Origin of the sequence: Roseomonas mucosa ATCC BAA-692, assembly GCF_000622225.1 — a bacterium.
Lineage (GTDB): Bacteria > Pseudomonadota > Alphaproteobacteria > Acetobacterales > Acetobacteraceae > Roseomonas > Roseomonas mucosa.
In genome coordinates, this window is sequence record NZ_JHWD01000009.1 from 17,089 (window position 1) to 32,885 (window position 15,797).

At 72.0% G+C, this 15,797-nt stretch carries 14 protein-coding genes; 13 read left to right on the plus strand and 1 reads right to left on the minus strand.

The window, feature by feature from the left end; all coding sequences use genetic code 11:
- Nucleotides 1–63: 63 nt before the first annotated feature.
- Entirely contained in the window at nucleotides 64–1,353 is a 1,290-nt protein-coding gene (locus BT98_RS0111005; protein WP_019461131.1) for a serine hydrolase domain-containing protein, read from the minus strand.
- 332 nt (nucleotides 1,354–1,685) lie between these two features.
- On the opposite strand from BT98_RS0111005, the gene rpmI reads away from it, so the two are divergent.
- The 13 genes from rpmI to BT98_RS0111070 all read left to right on the plus strand — a co-directional run bounded on the left by rpmI (nucleotide 1,686) and on the right by BT98_RS0111070 (nucleotide 15,793).
- Nucleotides 1,686–1,892 (plus strand): 50S ribosomal protein L35, encoded by a 207-nt coding sequence (gene rpmI, locus BT98_RS0111010; RefSeq protein ID WP_019461132.1) that lies wholly within the window; start codon nucleotides 1,686–1,688, stop codon nucleotides 1,890–1,892.
- Between the two features lie 12 nt (nucleotides 1,893–1,904).
- Nucleotides 1,905–2,267: a 50S ribosomal protein L20 gene (rplT, locus tag BT98_RS0111015; protein WP_019461133.1), complete on the plus strand. Its 363-nt coding sequence runs from the start codon at nucleotides 1,905–1,907 to the stop codon at nucleotides 2,265–2,267.
- A 204-nt stretch (nucleotides 2,268–2,471) separates the two neighbouring features.
- Complete coding sequence (pheS, locus tag BT98_RS0111020; protein ID WP_026033190.1) at nucleotides 2,472–3,557, plus strand: phenylalanine--tRNA ligase subunit alpha; 1,086 nt, start codon at nucleotides 2,472–2,474, stop codon at nucleotides 3,555–3,557.
- 6 nt (nucleotides 3,558–3,563) lie between these two features.
- The gene (gene pheT, locus BT98_RS0111025) at nucleotides 3,564–6,059 is read left to right on the plus strand and encodes a phenylalanine--tRNA ligase subunit beta (protein WP_019461135.1); all 2,496 of its coding nucleotides are present in this window, start codon (nucleotides 3,564–3,566) and stop codon (nucleotides 6,057–6,059) included.
- A gap of 409 nt (nucleotides 6,060–6,468) precedes the next feature.
- Entirely contained in the window at nucleotides 6,469–7,953 is a 1,485-nt protein-coding gene (locus BT98_RS0111030; RefSeq protein WP_147292453.1) for a hypothetical protein, read from the plus strand.
- Between the two features lie 140 nt (nucleotides 7,954–8,093).
- Nucleotides 8,094–8,636, plus strand: a complete 543-nt coding sequence (locus BT98_RS0111035; protein ID WP_019460467.1) for a MarR family winged helix-turn-helix transcriptional regulator — start codon at nucleotides 8,094–8,096, stop codon at nucleotides 8,634–8,636.
- A 43-nt stretch (nucleotides 8,637–8,679) separates the two neighbouring features.
- A complete protein-coding gene (mdlC, locus tag BT98_RS0111040) occupies nucleotides 8,680–10,290 on the plus strand; it encodes a benzoylformate decarboxylase (protein WP_019460468.1) in 1,611 nt (536 codons plus the stop codon).
- A 73-nt stretch (nucleotides 10,291–10,363) separates the two neighbouring features.
- On the plus strand, nucleotides 10,364–11,353 hold the full coding sequence (locus BT98_RS0111045) for a Bug family tripartite tricarboxylate transporter substrate binding protein (protein ID WP_019460469.1): 990 nt from the start codon (nucleotides 10,364–10,366) through the stop codon (nucleotides 11,351–11,353).
- 455 nt (nucleotides 11,354–11,808) lie between these two features.
- Nucleotides 11,809–12,069, plus strand: a complete 261-nt coding sequence (locus tag BT98_RS24065) for a recombinase-like helix-turn-helix domain-containing protein (RefSeq protein ID WP_019460470.1) — start codon at nucleotides 11,809–11,811, stop codon at nucleotides 12,067–12,069.
- The gene (locus BT98_RS0111055; protein WP_019460471.1) at nucleotides 12,050–12,841 is read left to right on the plus strand and encodes an ABC transporter ATP-binding protein; all 792 of its coding nucleotides are present in this window, start codon (nucleotides 12,050–12,052) and stop codon (nucleotides 12,839–12,841) included. The genes BT98_RS24065 and BT98_RS0111055 overlap by 20 nt, the downstream gene beginning before the upstream one ends.
- Before the next feature lie 23 nt (nucleotides 12,842–12,864).
- Nucleotides 12,865–13,869: an ABC transporter substrate-binding protein gene (locus BT98_RS0111060; protein ID WP_019460472.1), complete on the plus strand. Its 1,005-nt coding sequence runs from the start codon at nucleotides 12,865–12,867 to the stop codon at nucleotides 13,867–13,869.
- Nucleotides 13,870–13,871: 2 nt separating this feature from the next.
- Complete coding sequence (locus tag BT98_RS0111065) at nucleotides 13,872–14,714, plus strand: ABC transporter permease (RefSeq protein WP_202801181.1); 843 nt, start codon at nucleotides 13,872–13,874, stop codon at nucleotides 14,712–14,714.
- A gap of 29 nt (nucleotides 14,715–14,743) precedes the next feature.
- On the plus strand, nucleotides 14,744–15,793 hold the full coding sequence (locus tag BT98_RS0111070) for an aromatic ring-hydroxylating dioxygenase subunit alpha (RefSeq protein WP_019460474.1): 1,050 nt from the start codon (nucleotides 14,744–14,746) through the stop codon (nucleotides 15,791–15,793).
- The last annotated feature ends 4 nt before the right edge of the window (nucleotides 15,794–15,797 follow it).

Here is a 15,797-nt window from a genome sequence, read left to right on the forward strand (position 1 = left end):
CCGTCCCTTTGCGCTAGGGGGAAGTGGCGCCGCGGCCCCGGCCAGGGCCGCGGCGCGCCCCGGTCAGGGCAGGGTGCCGTAGACCGCCTCCCGCACCTCGTTGCCGGCGGGGCCGCCATTCACCCCGGTCTGCGTCATGACGACCGTGACGATGCGGTTGGCCGGGTCCACGAAGAAGCCGGTGCCGTAGATGCCGCCCCAGCCATAGGTGCCCCGGCCCTGCCTGGTCTTCGCCGCCGCCGGGTCGGTCAGCACGGAGAAACCGTAGCCGAAGTCATAGCCCGCCCCGCGCAGGTTGATCGGGTAGCCCCCGGTCTGCGGCCTCGCCATCTCCGCCACCGTTTCCGGCTTCAGGATCCGCACACCGTCCAGTTCCCCGCCGTTCAGCAGCATGCGGGCGAAGCGGGCATAGTCGCCGATCGTGGCCGTCGCCCCCGCCCCGCCGGAGGGATAGGCGGTGGCGCTGAAGGCCCGCTCCGGGTCCGCCGTCCAGGTCCCGCCGGAGAGTGGATAGGGCACGGTCTGGGGGCTGGCCATCGGGCGCAGGACGCCCGAGGGATCGGGGTACATCGCCGTGACCATGCGCGGCCGGGCGGATTCCGGGACATGGAAGGCGAAGCTGTCGAGCTTCAGCGGCGCGGCGATGTTGCGGATGATGTACTGGTCGAGCGGCATCCCGCCCGCCCGCTCCACGATGGCGCCCAGCACGTCGGTGGAAAGGGAATAGCGCCAGCCGCTGCCCGGCTGGATCGCCAACGGCGCCCGGGCGAGGCGGCCCATGTTGTCGCGCAGCGTCCGGTCCGGCGCGGCCAGCCCGTCATCCACGCCCAGGCGCCGGTACTCCTCCACCACGCCGGGGATGTTCAGGAAGGTGTAGCTGAAGCCCGAGGTGTGCCGCAGCAGGTCGCGCACCGTCGGCTGGCGCTGCGCGGGCACGGTGCGGCCCTCCCCCGCCACCACCCGCAGCCGGCGGAATTCCGGCAGCCAGCGCCCGATGGGATCGTCGAGCCCGATCTTCCCCTGCTCCACCAGCTGCATCGCCGCGACCGAGGTGAAGGGCTTGGTCATGCTGGCCAGGCGGAACAGGCTGTCGGGCCGCAGCGCCTCGCCACCACCCGGGGTCCGCGTGCCGGCACTGCCGTTGTAGAGCACCTCGCCATTGTCGCGCATCACCAGGGCGGCGATGGCGCCGACCTTGCCGCTCTCCACCTGCCGGCGCAGCACCGCGTCGAGCGTGGCCTGCCGCGCCGGCGGGGCCGCGGTCTGCGGGGCGGCGCAGGCGAAGAGGCCCAGGCTCGGCAGCAGGACGAAGGCAAGGGCTCGCCGGCGCGGCACGGGATGCCGTTGGGTCATGGTTCCTCCGATTCTTCTCGTTCGGCCCGGTCAGGAAGGGCGCGGGGAGGATGGGCCGCCCGCTTCCCCCCGCACAAGGCCGCAAGGACGGTTTCATTCCCCGGCCGGCATGGAAATGCCCGGCGCCCGCCAGCCATGCGCCCGGCACCGGCAACGGACCCTTGCCCCCGCCACGCTGCCCCGCTATAGGCCGCTCCTCTCCGCGCGTCCGGGCCGTGTTGGGCTGCCTGGCCGTGGAAGCGTGTCCCCGCCGCATGGTGTGGTGCCTGCCTGGGCCGGGTTTCCGGCGCGGGCTTCCGGGACACGCCGGCCTGAACCACAGGAGGTCCGAAATGCCCAAGATGAAGACCAAGTCCGCGGTCAAGAAGCGGTTCAAGATCACGGCGACGGGCAAGGTGCTCGCCGGTCCGGGCAAGAAGCGCCACAACCTGTCCGCCCGTCCCCAGAAGGCCAAGCGCCAGAACCGCGGCACCCAGGTGCTGCGGCACCAGGACGGCCTGACGGTGAAGCAGTGGGCCCCCTACGGGCTGGATCGGTAAGGGAGCGCACAGATGGCTCGTGTCAAGCGCGGCGTCACCGCCCACGCCCGTCACAAGAAGGTCCTCAAGCTCGCCAAGGGCTATGTCGGCCGTTCCTCCACCGCCTACCGCCCCGCGCTGGAGCGGGTCGAGAAGGCGCTGCAGTACGCCTACCGCGACCGCCGCAACAAGAAGCGCGATTTCCGCGGCCTGTGGATCCAGCGCATCAACGCGGCCTGCCGCGAGCATGGGCTGGTCTATTCCCGCTTCATCGCGGGGCTGAAGGCCTCGGGCATCGAGCTGGACCGCAAGGTCCTGGCCGCGATCGCCTATGAGGACGCGGCCGGCTTCGGCGCCCTGGTCGAGAAGGCCAAGGCGTCCCTGCCCGCGGCGTAAAGCCGCATACCGGGGCACCGGGCGGGCTCAGGCCCGCCGGCGCTCCGATCCGGATTTCGGCAGATGGGGCCGCCTTCGCCTCTCGGGACACCCCCCGGGAGCGAGGCGGCCCTTTCTGCTTTCGGCCCGGAACCGGTCGCCGGGGGGCGGATGCCCGGAGGCGCGAACCGGTTCCGCAAATCGCAATTCCTCTCGGAGATCGGGATGTCGGACGACCTCGCCGCGCTGCAATCGGAGACGGAAGCCGCCATCGCGGCCGCCGCCGACCTGCGCGCGCTGGATGCGGTACGCGTGGGCGCGCTGGGCAAGAGCGGCCAGGTGACCGCGCTGCTGAAGGGGCTGGGCGCCGTGCCTGCCGAGGAGCGCAAGGCGCGCGGCGGCGCCGTCAACGCGGTGCGGCAGGCGGTCGAGCGGGCGCTGGAAGCCCGCAAGGCGGTGCTGGAGGAAGCGGCGCTGGAGGCGCGACTCGCCGCCGAGCGGCTCGATGTCTCGCTGCCCCCCCGTCCGCACCCACCCGCCGGGGCGGAAAGCGGCGCGATCCATCCCATCGCCCGCACGGTGGAGGAGCTGACGGCGATCTTCGGCGCCATGGGCTTCGCCGTCGCCGAGGGGCCGGATATCGAGAGCGACTGGTACAACTTCAACGCCCTGAACATCCCCGGCCACCATCCGGCGCGGCAGGACCAGGACACCTTCTACCTGCCCCCCGCCCATGGCGCGGGCTTCGAGACGGTGCTGCGCACCCATACCTCCCCGGTGCAGGCGCGGACCATGCTGTCGCAGGAGCCGCCGATCCGCGTGATCGTGCCGGGCCGCACCTACCGCGCCGACCATGACGCCACGCATTCGCCGATGTTCCATCAGGTCGAGGGGCTGGTGATCGGGCGCGACATCACCCTGGGCCACCTCAAGGGCTGCCTGATCGACTTCCTGCGCGCCTTCTTCAGGATCGCCGAGCTGCCGGTGCGCTTCCGTGCCTCCTATTTCCCCTTCACCGAGCCCTCGATGGAGGTGGATATCGGCTGGGACCGCAGGACCGGCGAGCTGGGCAAGGGCTCCGACTGGCTGGAGATCCTGGGCTCCGGCATGGTGCATCCAAAGGTCCTGGCCAATTGCGGCATCGACCCGCGCCAGTGGCAGGGCTTCGCCTTCGGCATGGGGATCGAGCGCATCACCATGCTCAAGCACGGCATCGCCGACCTGCGCCCCTTCTACGAGAGCGATGTCCGCTGGCTGCGCCATTACGGCGCGCCGGTCCTTTCCCCCTACACCCTCCATGATGCGGGCTGACCGGCGATGAAGTTCACCCTGTCCTGGCTGCGCGACCACCTGGAGACCGAGGCTTCGGTCGAGCGGATCGCCACCACCCTCTCCGCCATCGGGCTGGAGGTGGAAAGCGTCGAGAACCGCGCCGACGCGCTGGCGCCCTTCCGCATCGGTTATGTCGTGGAGGCCGTGCAGCACCCGAATGCCGACCGGCTGCGCGCCTGCAAGGTCGATGTGGGCGACGGCACGATCCGTTCCGTGGTCTGCGGCGCCCCGAATGCGCGCACCGGCATGAAGGCGGTGGTGGCGCTGCCCGGCGCCTATGTCCCCGGCACCGGCATCACGCTGAAGGCGGGCGAGATCCGCGGCGTGAAGAGCGAGGCCATGATGTGCTCCGCGCGCGAGCTGGGGCTCGGCCAGGACCATGACGGCATCCTGGACCTGCCCGCCGACGCGCCGGTGGGCGAGGTCTATGCGAAGTGGCTCGGCATGGACGATCCGGTCTTCGACATCGGCATCACGCCGAACCGGGGCGACGCGCTGTCCGTGCGCGGCGTGGCGCGCGACCTCGCCGCCGCGGGCCTCGGCACGCTGAAGCCCTGGAAGGCGGAGCCGGTGGCCGGGCGCTTCCCCTCCCCGCTGCGCTGGGTGATCGGGGATGCCGAGGGCTGCCCCTGGGTGCTCGGGCGCTCCGTGCGCGGCGTGCGCAACGGCCCCTCGCCGCAATGGCTGCAGGACCGGCTGGCCGCCATCGGCCTGCGCCCGATCTCGGCGCTGGTGGACGTGACCAACTGGTTCACCTTCGACCTCGGCCGGCCGCTGCATGTCTTTGACGCGCGCAAGGTCGCGGGCGAGGTGCTGACCCTGCGGCGCGGGCGCGAGGGCGAGAGCTACCTCGCCCTGAACGGCAAGGAGATCGCCGTCACGCCGGAGGACCTGGTGATCGCGGATGCGGAGGGGGTGGAGAGCCTCGCCGGCATCATGGGCGGCGAGCATTCCGGCTGCGACGCGGACACCACCGAGTGCTTCATCGAATGCGCGCTGTTCGACCCGGTGCGGATCGCGCTTTCCGGCCGCCGCCACGGGCTGCATTCCGATGCCCGCGCCCGCTTCGAGCGCGGCGTGGACCCGGCCCTGCTGCCCGAGGCGCTGGAGGCCGCGACGCGGCTGATCCAGGAGCTCTGCGGCGGCGAGGCGAGCGAGGTGGTCGCCGCCGGTGCCGAGCCGGCGTGGCGGCGCGAGGCGTCGCTGCGCTTCGAGCGCATCCGGGGCCTCGGCAACTCCGCCATCACGGCGGATGAGGCCGTGGCCTCGCTGGAGCGGCTGGGCTTCGCCACGGTGGCGCGCGACGCGGAAAGCGTGACGGTCGCCGTCCCCTCCTGGCGCAACGACATCGCCTCCTCGGCCTCCGCCTATCGCGCCGGGGGCACCGACCTCGACCAGTTCGCCGCCCTGGCACCGGAGCGCGCGGCGCTGGCCGCCGAGGGCGTGGAGCGGATCGAGGCCGAGTGCGACCTGCTGGAGGAGGTGCTGCGCCTGCCCGGGCTGGACGCCATCCCGGCGGTGTCGCTGCCCGTCTCCTCCCCTGTGCCGCTGCCCTCGCTGACCCCGGCGCAGTCGCGCGCCACGCTGGCCCGCCGCGTGCTGGCCTCGCGCGGGGCGCTGGACTGCGTGAGCTTCGGCTTCCTGGCACGGGACGTGGCGGCGCTGTTCGGCGAGGCGCCGGAATCGCTGCGGCTGCTGAACCCGATCGCCTCCGACCTCGACCAGATGCGTCCGACCCCGGTGGCCAGCCTGCTGCTCGCCGCCGGGCGCAACGCCGCGCGGGGCTATCCGGACGTGGCGCTGAGCGAGGTGGGCGGCGCCTATCGCGATCCCTCGCCCGCCGGGCAGCTCGCCGTGGCCGCCGCGCTGCGCGCCGGTGCCACGCCGCGCCACTGGAGCGAGCCCTCCCGCCCGGTGGACGCGATGGATGCCAAGGGCGACGCGCTCGCCGTGCTCGGCAGCCTGGGCGCGCCGCTGGCCGGGATCACGGTGACGGCGGATGCGCCGGGCTACTACCACCCAGGCCGTTCCGGCGTGCTGCGCCAGGGGCCGAAGGCGGTGCTCGCCCAGTTCGGCGAGATCCATCCGAAGGTTCTGGCGGCGCTGGACATCGCCGGCCCGGTGGTGGCCTGCGAGGTCTTCCTCGACGCCATCCCCGAGCCCAAGCGGCGCAAGAAGTCCGCCCCTGCCCTCTCCGCCCTGCAGCCGGTGCGACGCGACTTCGCCTTCCTGGTGGATGCCACGGTCCCGGCCGAGAACGTGCTGCGCGCCGCGCGCGGCGCCGAGCGGAACCTGATCGCCGATGCGACGATCTTCGACCGCTATGCCGGCGACAGGCTGCCGGACGGCAAGGTCTCGCTGGCGGTCGAGGTGGTGCTGCAGCCGCGCGATGCCTCCCTGACCGATGCCGAGATCGAGGCCGTGGCGGCCAAGGTCGTGGCGGCGGTGACCAAGGCCACCGGAGCCACTCTGCGGGGCTGAGGCGGCACCGCGGCGCCCGGCCCCCCCCGGGGGGGAGGCTCCGCCTCTCCCGCCGGACCCCCTCTCCGCCGGGGACCGAAGCCGGTCCCCGGTCCCCGGGCTTGCGTTGGCGCCTGTGGTTTCCGGTGTTCTTGTCGCCCGATCCCTGGGAGCAGGTGGAGACGCGGGGCTCCCGAAAAGAGGAAAAACACCCTGTCCGTGCTGGCGGCACCGGCAGTCCGCCGGAGAGCCAGGCTCTCCGGCGCGATCCGGCCGGCAACCGGAGCCAACTCATCGGGTCCAGGGCCCGCAGGGTCCTGGCGGATAAGGGGGTCCGGGGGAAAAGGCGGAGCCTTGTCCCCCGGGGACGGAGCAACGTCGGAGATGGGGTCCGACCACCAGACTTGACGCCACGGGCACGGTCGGGAGCATGGCTCCGATGCCAGGAGGGAGACGACCCATCGCCACCCCCATTGCCCGCCGCCATCTGGCCGGGCTGGCCCTGTCGGGCCTGATCGCCGCGCCGGCCATCCGGGGCGCCAGGGCGGAGCGGCCCCGGGACCTCTATGCCGGTCCCCTGCCGCCGCCGCAGCCCATGCAGGGACGCGTCACCCCGCTGCGGGTGGCGGATTTCCATCGCGGGCACGGCATCAACGTGCATCTGCAGAACAGCCGCGACTACGAGGATTTCGAGGGGCGCGTCCGCCCGGCCCTGGCGGAGCTGGGGGTCGGGCGCATCCGCGCCTCCCTGCCCGACCGTCCGGCACCCATCGGCTGGGTGAACACGCTGCACGAGCGGCACGGCATCACCCTGCTGAGCCATGCCGGGGCGAACGACTTTCCCGCCGCGACCTGCATCGCCATCGCGCGCAAGCTGGTGCCGGGCGCAGTGGACGGATTCGAGGGCTCCAACGAGATCGACGGCTGGTACCAGGGCTTCATGCGCCACCAGAACCGCGACGGCGATGCCGAGGCGGTGCGCTGGCAGCGGGAGCTGCGGGCGGCGCGGGATGCCGATCCGCGCTTCGCCGGCCTGCCGATCGGGGCGCCGACGGTGATCGACTTCCGCCAGTCCTGGCGCATCGCGGGCTCGATCCCCTTCAACGACCGCGGCACCTTCCACCCCTATCCCGGCGGGCGGCCGCCCTGGCTGCGGGGACAGGGCGCGCCCCTGGCGCGGGGGGGCGAGACGCTGCGCTATGGCAGCCTGCGCTACGGCGCCACCTATGCCGCCAACCCGCTGGCGCCGGGCAGGCCCTTCTGGGCGACGGAGCTCGGCTACAACACCGACCCGACCGGGCTGGACGAGGGCAACCACCCCTGCCCCGAGGACATCGCCGCCCTCTACATGACCGGCTACGGCGCCTACTGCCTGAAGAACGGGCTGGAGCGCTGGTACTTCTACGAGCTGCTGGACGAGCCGCTGTCGCGCGGGCGCTCCAACGAGGCGTATTTCGGCCTGGTGCGCGGCGATGGCAGCCGCAAGCCCGGATTCCACGCCCTGCGCAACACCCTGGCGCTGCTGCGCGACGACGGCCGGGAGGCGTCGGGCTTCACGCCCGCCACGCTCGACCTCGCCCTGTCCGGCGACCTGTCCAACCCCTGGGCGGAGGAGGTCACGGATGGCGTGGTGACCTGCCTGCTGCAGGATTCCGCCGGAACCTTCTTCTACGGGATGCAGCTCGGCGCGCCGCTCTACGACGTGGTGGCCAAGCGCCGGCTGGAGGCGCCCCGGCCCCGCCAGATCACCGTCTCCGTCGCCGGGGGGATGGAGGCGGTGGCGCTGGGGGATGCGCTGCGGGGCGGCTTCTGGCGGGAGGACGGGGTCACGCTCTCGGACGGCGCGCGGGGGCGGCAGGCGGCCCTGGAGGTCGGGCCGGGCATGCGCTGGCTCCGCTTCCGGCGGGCGGGATAGCGGCCGGGGAAAGGCGGCCCTCGCTGCATTTCGCTTGTCCTGCCGGTGAAAGGTTGGATATCCTACCAATAAGGCCCCGGACCCGTGGGCCCGGCAGGCAGGCCACCAGAGCCCGCCGCCCAGGGAAAGGAGCGACCTTCATGGCCCCGCTGCGAGCCTCGCGGCCCGGTGCGCCCATGCCTGCGGCGGAGGAGGCCGCCACCTCCGGGGATTCGCCGCCCGCTCCCCCGTCCCCTGGCCGCCCGGATAGCGAGACCGGCCTGGGCGGGCTGGAGAACATGCTGGGCTTCAACCTGCGCCTGGCGCAGGAGGCCTCCTTCGCCGCCTTCGCGCGCCGCACCGGGCAGAGCGACCTGCGGCCCGGCCGCTTCGCGATCCTGCGCATCATCGCGGCGAATTCCGGCCTGTCGCAGACGGCGCTGAGCGCCGCGGCGGGGCGCGACAAGTCCACCCTGACCCCCGCCCTGACCGACCTGGAGAAGCGCGGCCTGATCCAGCGCCGCCGCGCGCCGCAGGACCGGCGCAGCTACGCCCTTTTCGTCACGGCGGAGGGGGAGGCCGTGCTGCGGGAGCTTTCCGGCCATGCGGCGGCGCATGACGCGGCGCTCGATGCTCTGGTCGGGCCGAAGCAGCGGGAAGTGTTCCTGGCCATCCTGCGGCGCATCGCCGCCGGGATCGGCTGAGGCCGGCAGACCAGAAAAGAACACGAGGAGGAAACGCCACCCCATGTCTGTCCATTCCGGCGCCACGACCACCGTGCGGCAGGCGGTGCTCGACCTGCTGCGCGACCTCGGCATGACCACGGTCTTCGGCAATCCCGGCTCCACCGAGCTCGGCCTGCTCGACCGCTGGCCGGCGGATTTCCGCTATGTCCTGGGCCTGCAGGAAGCGAGCGTGGTCGGCATGGCCGACGGCCATGCCCGGGCCACGGGGCGGGCCGCCTTCGTCAACCTGCATTCCGCCGCCGGGGTGGGCCATGCGCTGGGCAACCTCTTCACCGCCTGGCGCAACCAGACGCCGCTGGTGGTGACGGCGGGGCAGCAGGCGCGCTCGCTGCTGCCGAACCTGCCCTTCCTCGGCGCCACGGACGCGGCGCAGTTCCCCCGGCCTTATGTGAAGTTCAGCATCGAACCGGCCCGGGCGGCGGATGTGCCGGCGGCCATCGCCCAGGCGCACCGCATCGCCATGCAGCGCCCCTTCGGCCCCTGCTTCGTCTCCATCCCGGCCGATGACTGGTCGGCCACCTGCCAGCCGGTGCAGCCGCGCCGCCTGTCAGCGGAGATGGCGCCCGATCCCGCCGCCATCGCGGCGGCCGCGCAGGCTATCGCGGCGGCGCGCCGGCCGCTGATCGTGGCCGGGTCGGAGGTGGATGCCGAGGGCGCGGGCGAGGCGCTGGTCGCCCTGGCCGAGCGTCTCGGCGCGCCGGTGATGACCGCGCCCTTCGCCTCGCGCATCGCCTTCCCGGAGGAGCATCCGCTCTTCGACGGCTTCCTGCCCGCGGCGCCCCAGGCGGTCTCCGACCGGCTGATGGCGCATGACCTCGTGCTGGTGGTGGGGGCACCGGTCTTCACCTTCCACATCGAGGGCGACGCGCCCTTCTTCCACAGCGGCATCCCCCTCTTCCAGCTCACCATGGATGGGGAGGCCGCCGCCTCCGCCCCCGCCGGCACAGCCATCCTGGGCAGCCTGCGCCTGGGCCTGCCGGCGCTGGCCGCCGCCCTGCCGGCGGCGGAGCGCGGCTCGGCGCCCCCACGCCCGCGCCCCGCGCCGCCCCTGCCCGCCGAGCCGATCCCCGCCGGCTGGCTGCTGCACCGCCTCCAGGCCGCCATGCCGGAGGATGCGGTGCTGGTGGAGGAAGCGCCCTCGCACCGCCCCGCCATCCAGGCGCAGATGCCGCGCAACCGCTGGGGCAGCTTCTTCACCATGGCCAGCGGCGGGCTCGGCTATTCCCTGCCGGCGGCGGTCGGCATCGCGCTGGCGAAGCCCGGGCAGCGCGTGGTCTGCCTGATCGGCGACGGCTCGGCGATGTATTCCTTCCAGGCGCTCTGGACCGCCGTGCAGCACCGGCTGCCGATCGCCGTGGTGGTGATCAACAACGGCGGCTACGGCGCCATGCGCTCCTTCAGCCAGGTGATGCAGGTGCGCGACGTGCCGGGCATCGACCTGCCGGGCATCGGCTTCGTCGACCTGGCGCGCGGGCTGGGCTGCCCCGGGCAGCGCGTGACGCATCCCGCCGCGCTGGACGAGGCGCTGCGCGCCGCCTGCCATGCCGAGGGGCCGATGCTGGTGGAGGTCGCGGTCGATCCGGCGATCCCCACCCTCTACCACAAGTCCTGACCGGGGAACGGCTCGCCGGAAACCAGACCGCCCGCCGGAAGAAGCGAGGCGGCGCTTCACGAGGAGGAAATCCATGTCCGGGATTGTCACCCGCCGGGGGCTCGCCCTCGGCAGCCTCGCCCTGCCCTTGCTTGGCACGGCCCGCGCCCAGGATACGGCCAACGCCCCTTGGCCCACCAGGCCGGTGCGCGTCATCGTGCCCTTCCCGCCCGGCGGGCTGGTGGACACGCTGGCGCGCGCCGTGACGCAGCGGATGACGGCGCAGCTCGGCCAACCGGTGGTGGTGGAGAACCGTGCCGGCGCGGGCGGCAATATCGGCGCCGACGTGGTGGCGAAGTCGCCGCCCGACGGCCACACGCTGCTGGCCAGCGCGCTCGGGCCGCTCGCCGTCAACCAGTACATCTACCGCAGCATGCCCTATGACACGCAGACCGCCTTCGCGCCGATCGTGCTGCTGGCCCATACGCCCAAGGTCCTCTGCGTCGCCAACGTGCGCCCCTGGCACAGCGTGGGCGAGGTGATCGCGGCGGCGAAGGCGGCGCCGGGCCGGCTCACCGCCGGCTCCGCCGGCGCGGGCAGCAGCCTCCACCTGGCGCTGGAGCTGTTCAGGCAGCGCACCGGCGTGGACATCCAGCACATCCCCTACCGCGGCGCGGCCCCGGCGGTGACGGATCTCGTCGCCGGGAACATCGACATGGTCATCGACAACGTGCCGAACATCCTGGGCCAGATCCGCGGCCATGGCGTGCGCCCGCTGGCGGCGGCCAGCCCGCAGCGCCTGCCGCAGCTGCCGGACGTCCCCACCATGCGCGAACAGGGCGTGGACTTCGTCTTCGGCACCGCCTTCGGCATGGCGGCGCCGGCGGGCACGCCGCCCGCCATCACCGAACGCGTGGCGGCCCTGGTCACGGCGGCGCTGCACGACCCGGAGATCGGCGGACGCTTCGTGGAACAGGGAGCGCAGATCGGCGGCGGCACCCCCGCACAGTTCGCCGCCGTGGTGGAACAGGAACGCAGCACGCTGGAGCCGGTGATCCGCGCCGCCGGCATCCGCGCGGAGTAGAAGCGCCAGCGCTCCGGCGGACCGATGGTGCCACCAGCGCGGGCATCGTGCTGTTTTCTTTTCGGGCGCCCCGCTGCTCCACCTGTTCTCAGGGATCAACCCACGGGCTGACGGCCACCACAGGCGCCCACTCAAGCCCGGGGTCCGGGGAACGGCTTCGGTCCCCGGCGGAGAGGGGGGCCGGGGCGAGAGGCAGCGCCTCTCCCCCGGGGACCGCCACAGGCACGGCGCCAGCAGGCATCGCTGGGCAGTCCTGAGCACTTTCTCGCACAACTCCCGGCAAAGAAGCTCACTGAACAGGCAATGAGCCTGTCGCGAAGGCCTTCTCTTCGCAGTTGCACAGTAGAATTCCTGAAGTTCGCAGATTCCTGTTGAAGGCCCAGACGTATTGCGCAAGAATTTTGAACACAAAGTTCTTATTTGAACATCCACCCCAAACAGCGTGGACATCCGACGTGAACCCTTCGCACGACACCCTGGCCCGCCAGAGCCTTGCCCGACCGCTGACCGAGGCTGAGGTGGCGCTGGCGGCCGCGCTGGAACGGGCCTTCGCCGAAGGCGTCCACGACTTCGCGGCCCTGGCGGACTGGCTGCAGCGGGACGGCGTGCCGGCGCCCTCGGGCGAGGCCTCGCCCTGGACGCTGGAGAAGCTCGGCGCCGAGCTGTCCGCCATCAACGCCTCGCTGGACGATGCCTATGCCCGCCGCGACGCCTGACGCCCCCGCGCTGGAATTCCGGCACGTCACGCGGCGCTTCGCCTCGGGCGGCGGCAGCTTCACCGCCGTGCAGGACGTCACCTTCGCCGTGCGGCCGGGCGAGTTCGTGTCGGTGATCGGCCCCTCGGGCTGCGGCAAGAGCACGATCCTGAACATGACCGCCGGCCTCGACCGGCCGAGCGAGGGCTCCGTCGCGGTCAGCGGCGTGCCGGTGACCGGGCCAAACGAGCATGTCGGCTTCATGCTGCAGAAGGACCTTCTGCTGCCCTGGCGCAGCATCCTGCGCAATGTCGAGTTCGGCCTGGAATCCCGCCCCGTTTCCCGTACCGAGCGGCGCGAGCGGGCGCTGCGCGAGCTGGCCCGGTGCAAGCTGGGGGATTTCGCGGACCGCTATCCGTACCAGCTTTCCGGTGGCATGCGGCAGCGCGCGGCGCTGGCGCGCACCCTGGCCATCGAGCCCGACATCGTGCTGCTGGACGAGCCCTTCTCCGCCCTCGACGCACAGACCAAGCTGGTGCTGCAGGCGAGCTTCGCGCAGACCATCGCGGCCTCCGGCATCACCACCGTGCTGATCACGCACGACCTGGCGGAAGCGGTGGCCATGTCCGACCGCATCCTGGTGATGAGCGAGCGCCCGGGCCGCATCGTGGAGGAGATCGTGCTCGACCTGCCCTCCCGCGACGAGCCCGCCGCGCGCCGCGCCCATCCGCGCAGCGGCGAATACGCCGCCTATCTCTTCGACAAGCTGCATCTGGCCGACCAGGCCGCCTGAGACCCGCGAGAAGGCCACCGCCCATGCACCCCGTGACCCGCCGTACCATGCTCCGCACCGCCCCGCTGCTGGCCGGCCTGCTGGCCGCGCCCGCGGTGCGGGCCCAGGGGGGCAAAGGCCCGGAGAAGCTGACCTATCTCTTCCCGGCGCCCGACACGCTGCCGGCCTTCGCGCCCTTCCAGATCGCGCGGCACAAGGGCTACTACCGCGAGGCCGGGCTGGAGCCGGTCTTCCAGACCGGACGCGGCGGCGCCGACGTGGCGAAGCAGGTCGCGGTGGGCAATGCCGAACTCGGCGGCGGCATCGGCGACACGCCGCTTGTGGTGCGGCCCAACGGGCTGGCGGTGCGCGGCGTGGCGCTGCTGGGCAACCGGCCGCTGAGCCAGATCATCGTGCGGCAGGACAGCGGCATCACCGACATCCAGGGGCTGCGCGGCAAGAACATCGGCGTCATCGCCTTCCAGGACACGACCTACTACAACCTCCTCGCCGTGATGGCCTCGGCGGGGATGCGGCGCACCGACGCGAACATCCAGGCGCTGGGCCCGGCGGGCCTCGTGCAGCTGATGGGCTCGGGCGGCATCGTCGCCATGTCCGGCGTGCCGGAATGGGCGGTGACGGTGGAACGCGCCGGCGTGCCGGTGAACGTCATGGCCATCGACAGGATCTTCCCCGCCATGGCGCAGGCGATCCTGGCCTCCGACAGGATCATCGCCGAGCGCCCGGCCGTGGTGCGCGGCTTCGTGCAGGCGACGCTGCGGGCGGTGAAGGAGATAGCCGCCGATCCGGTCGCCGCCGCGCGCACCTATGTCGAGGCGGTGCCGAGCCAGGCCGAGAACCTCGCCGCGAACGAGGAGATCCTGCGGCGCTATGCCACGCTGATCTACGCGGTGAACGACAGGCCGGATTTCGGCAGCTTCGACCCGGCGCGCATCGCGGCGGTGGGCAGGTTCTACCTCGAGCACGGCATCGTGCAGAAGGCGGTGCCGGTCGAGGACACCTACACCAACGAATTCGTGGCCAAGTGACCATGTCGGCGACCGAACAGCTCGCGGTGTCCCCGGCCCTCGCCCCCTCCCCCACGCCAGTCGCGCCCCGCATCGTGCCGGCGGCGGATGCGCTGCGCTGGGCCGCCATGGGGGGCATCTTCGCCGCCTTCCTCGCCGCCTGGCAGTGGCTGCCCGCGATCCTGGCGATCCCGCCCTACATCCTGCCGCCGCTCTCCGACACGATGGCGGAGATGGCGCGGATGTGGGCGCAGGAGGATCTGCTCGCGAACTTCCTCTCCACCCTCAGCATGACCATCCTGGGCTTCCTGGTGGGCGGGTTCTGCGGCGCGGCGGGCGGCTACCTGCTCGGCATGTCGCGCTTCTGGGAACAGGCGCTCTCGCCCTTCCTGCTGGCCCTGCAGATCGCACCGAAGGTGGCCTTCGCGCCGCTCTTCATCATGTGGTTCGGCTACACCGCCTGGCCGAAGCTGCTGGTCACCATCCTGGTCGTCTTCTTCCCGATCCTGGTGAACGTGCTGCAATCGATGAAGACGGTGGACCGGGACCTGATCAACCTTGCCCGCGCCTATTCCCTGAACCGCTTCCAGATCTTCCTCAAGATCGAGCTGCCGGCCTCGATGCCTTCGCTGATGGCGGGCCTGCGCATCGGCGCCACGCTGGCGGTGATCGGCGTCACGGTGGGCGAGCTGGTCGGCGGCAATACCGGCCTGGGCTACCTGATCTCCTATGGCGAGGGCCAGGCCAACGCGGCCATGGTGTTCAACGCCATCCTGCTGCTGACCGCGATCGGCATCGCGCTCTACGCCGCCGTCGCCGCGGTCGAGAAGCGCGTCCTCCACTACATCCCCCGCGCCCGTTCCTGACGCGCCGGAAGACGAGGGAATCCCCGACGATGAACGAGGCCATCACCCTGAAGGAGCGCATCGAGGACCGCGTCAACAGCGGCATCCTCGGCCAGTGGTACGCCGTGGCGAAGTCCAGCCATGTCCGACCCGGCAAGCCGCATGGCGTGAAGGCGCTGGGCCGCAACCTCGTGCTGTGGCGCGACAAGGACGGCGCCATCCGCTGCATCGAGGACTACTGCCCGCATCGCGGCGCGCGCCTGTCCTATGGCGTGGTGCACGAGGGCAACATCGCCTGCGGCTATCACGGCGTGGTGCTGGATGGCGACGGGCGGATCCTGCGCGTGCCGGCCATGCCGAAATGCTCGCTGGAGGGCAAGAAGGCGCTCGCCAGCTATCCGGTGCGCGAGCTGGCGGACTGCGTCTTCGTCTACTTCGCCTCGGTGGAGAAGCCGGAGGCGCCCGAGCTGCCGACCCCGCCGGAGCTGGCGGACCCGGAATGGACGGGCTTCCTCTGCTATTCCCACTGGGCCTGCAACTACCGCTACGCGCTCGACAACCTCGCCGACCCGATGCACGGCTGCTACCTGCACGCCAACAGCTTCACCCTGGCCTTCGGCGCGAAGCAGGACCACATGAAGCTGGAGCAGCGGGAGGACGGCTTCCTCGTTTCCCGCGTCGAGCAGGCCGGCGAGAATTTCGACTGGACGGACATGGTGGTGACGCCGGACGGCAGCTACTGCCGCCTCGACATCCCCTACCCCAAGGCGGCCGGGCCGGGCGGCGTGTTCCGCATCATCGGCTTCACCACCCCCGTGGACGACACGCACTGCATGGTCTTCTTCTGGCGGCTGCGGAAGGTGCAGGGCCTGGCGCGGGAGGTCTTCCGCTTCATGTACCGCACCACGCTGGAGCCGCGGCACTGGGCGGTGCTGGAGCAGGACCGCGTCATGCTGGAAGGCATGCCGGACGACGCCCGCAAGCGGGAGATGCTCTACCAGCACGATATCGGCGTGGCGCGCATCCGGCAGCTGCTGAACCGGCAGGCCAAGGCGCAGATCGCCGCCGAGGACGCGGCGCTGACGCGGGCGGCGGGCTGAGCGC

Bases quoted from the DNA above. Each gene is read 5' to 3' on its own strand.
- mdlC (WP_019460468.1), top strand. From the start codon at position 8,680: ATGTCTGTCCATTCCGGCGCCACGACCACCGTGCGGCAGGCGGTGCTC.
- BT98_RS0111060 (WP_019460472.1), top strand. From the start codon at position 12,865: ATGCACCCCGTGACCCGCCGTACCATGCTCCGCACCGCCCCGCTGCTG.
- BT98_RS0111065 (WP_202801181.1), top strand. From the start codon at position 13,872: ATGTCGGCGACCGAACAGCTCGCGGTGTCCCCGGCCCTCGCCCCCTCC.
- BT98_RS0111035 (WP_019460467.1), top strand. From the start codon at position 8,094: ATGGCCCCGCTGCGAGCCTCGCGGCCCGGTGCGCCCATGCCTGCGGCG.
- BT98_RS0111045 (WP_019460469.1), top strand. From the start codon at position 10,364: ATGTCCGGGATTGTCACCCGCCGGGGGCTCGCCCTCGGCAGCCTCGCC.
- BT98_RS0111055 (WP_019460471.1), top strand. From the start codon at position 12,050: ATGCCCGCCGCGACGCCTGACGCCCCCGCGCTGGAATTCCGGCACGTC.
- rplT (WP_019461133.1), top strand. From the start codon at position 1,905: ATGGCTCGTGTCAAGCGCGGCGTCACCGCCCACGCCCGTCACAAGAAG.
- BT98_RS0111030 (WP_147292453.1), top strand. From the start codon at position 6,469: ATGGCTCCGATGCCAGGAGGGAGACGACCCATCGCCACCCCCATTGCC.
- pheT (WP_019461135.1), top strand. From the start codon at position 3,564: ATGAAGTTCACCCTGTCCTGGCTGCGCGACCACCTGGAGACCGAGGCT.
- BT98_RS0111005 (WP_019461131.1), bottom strand. From the start codon at position 1,353: ATGACCCAACGGCATCCCGTGCCGCGCCGGCGAGCCCTTGCCTTCGTC.
- rpmI (WP_019461132.1), top strand. From the start codon at position 1,686: ATGCCCAAGATGAAGACCAAGTCCGCGGTCAAGAAGCGGTTCAAGATC.
- BT98_RS0111070 (WP_019460474.1), top strand. From the start codon at position 14,744: ATGAACGAGGCCATCACCCTGAAGGAGCGCATCGAGGACCGCGTCAAC.
- pheS (WP_026033190.1), top strand. From the start codon at position 2,472: ATGTCGGACGACCTCGCCGCGCTGCAATCGGAGACGGAAGCCGCCATC.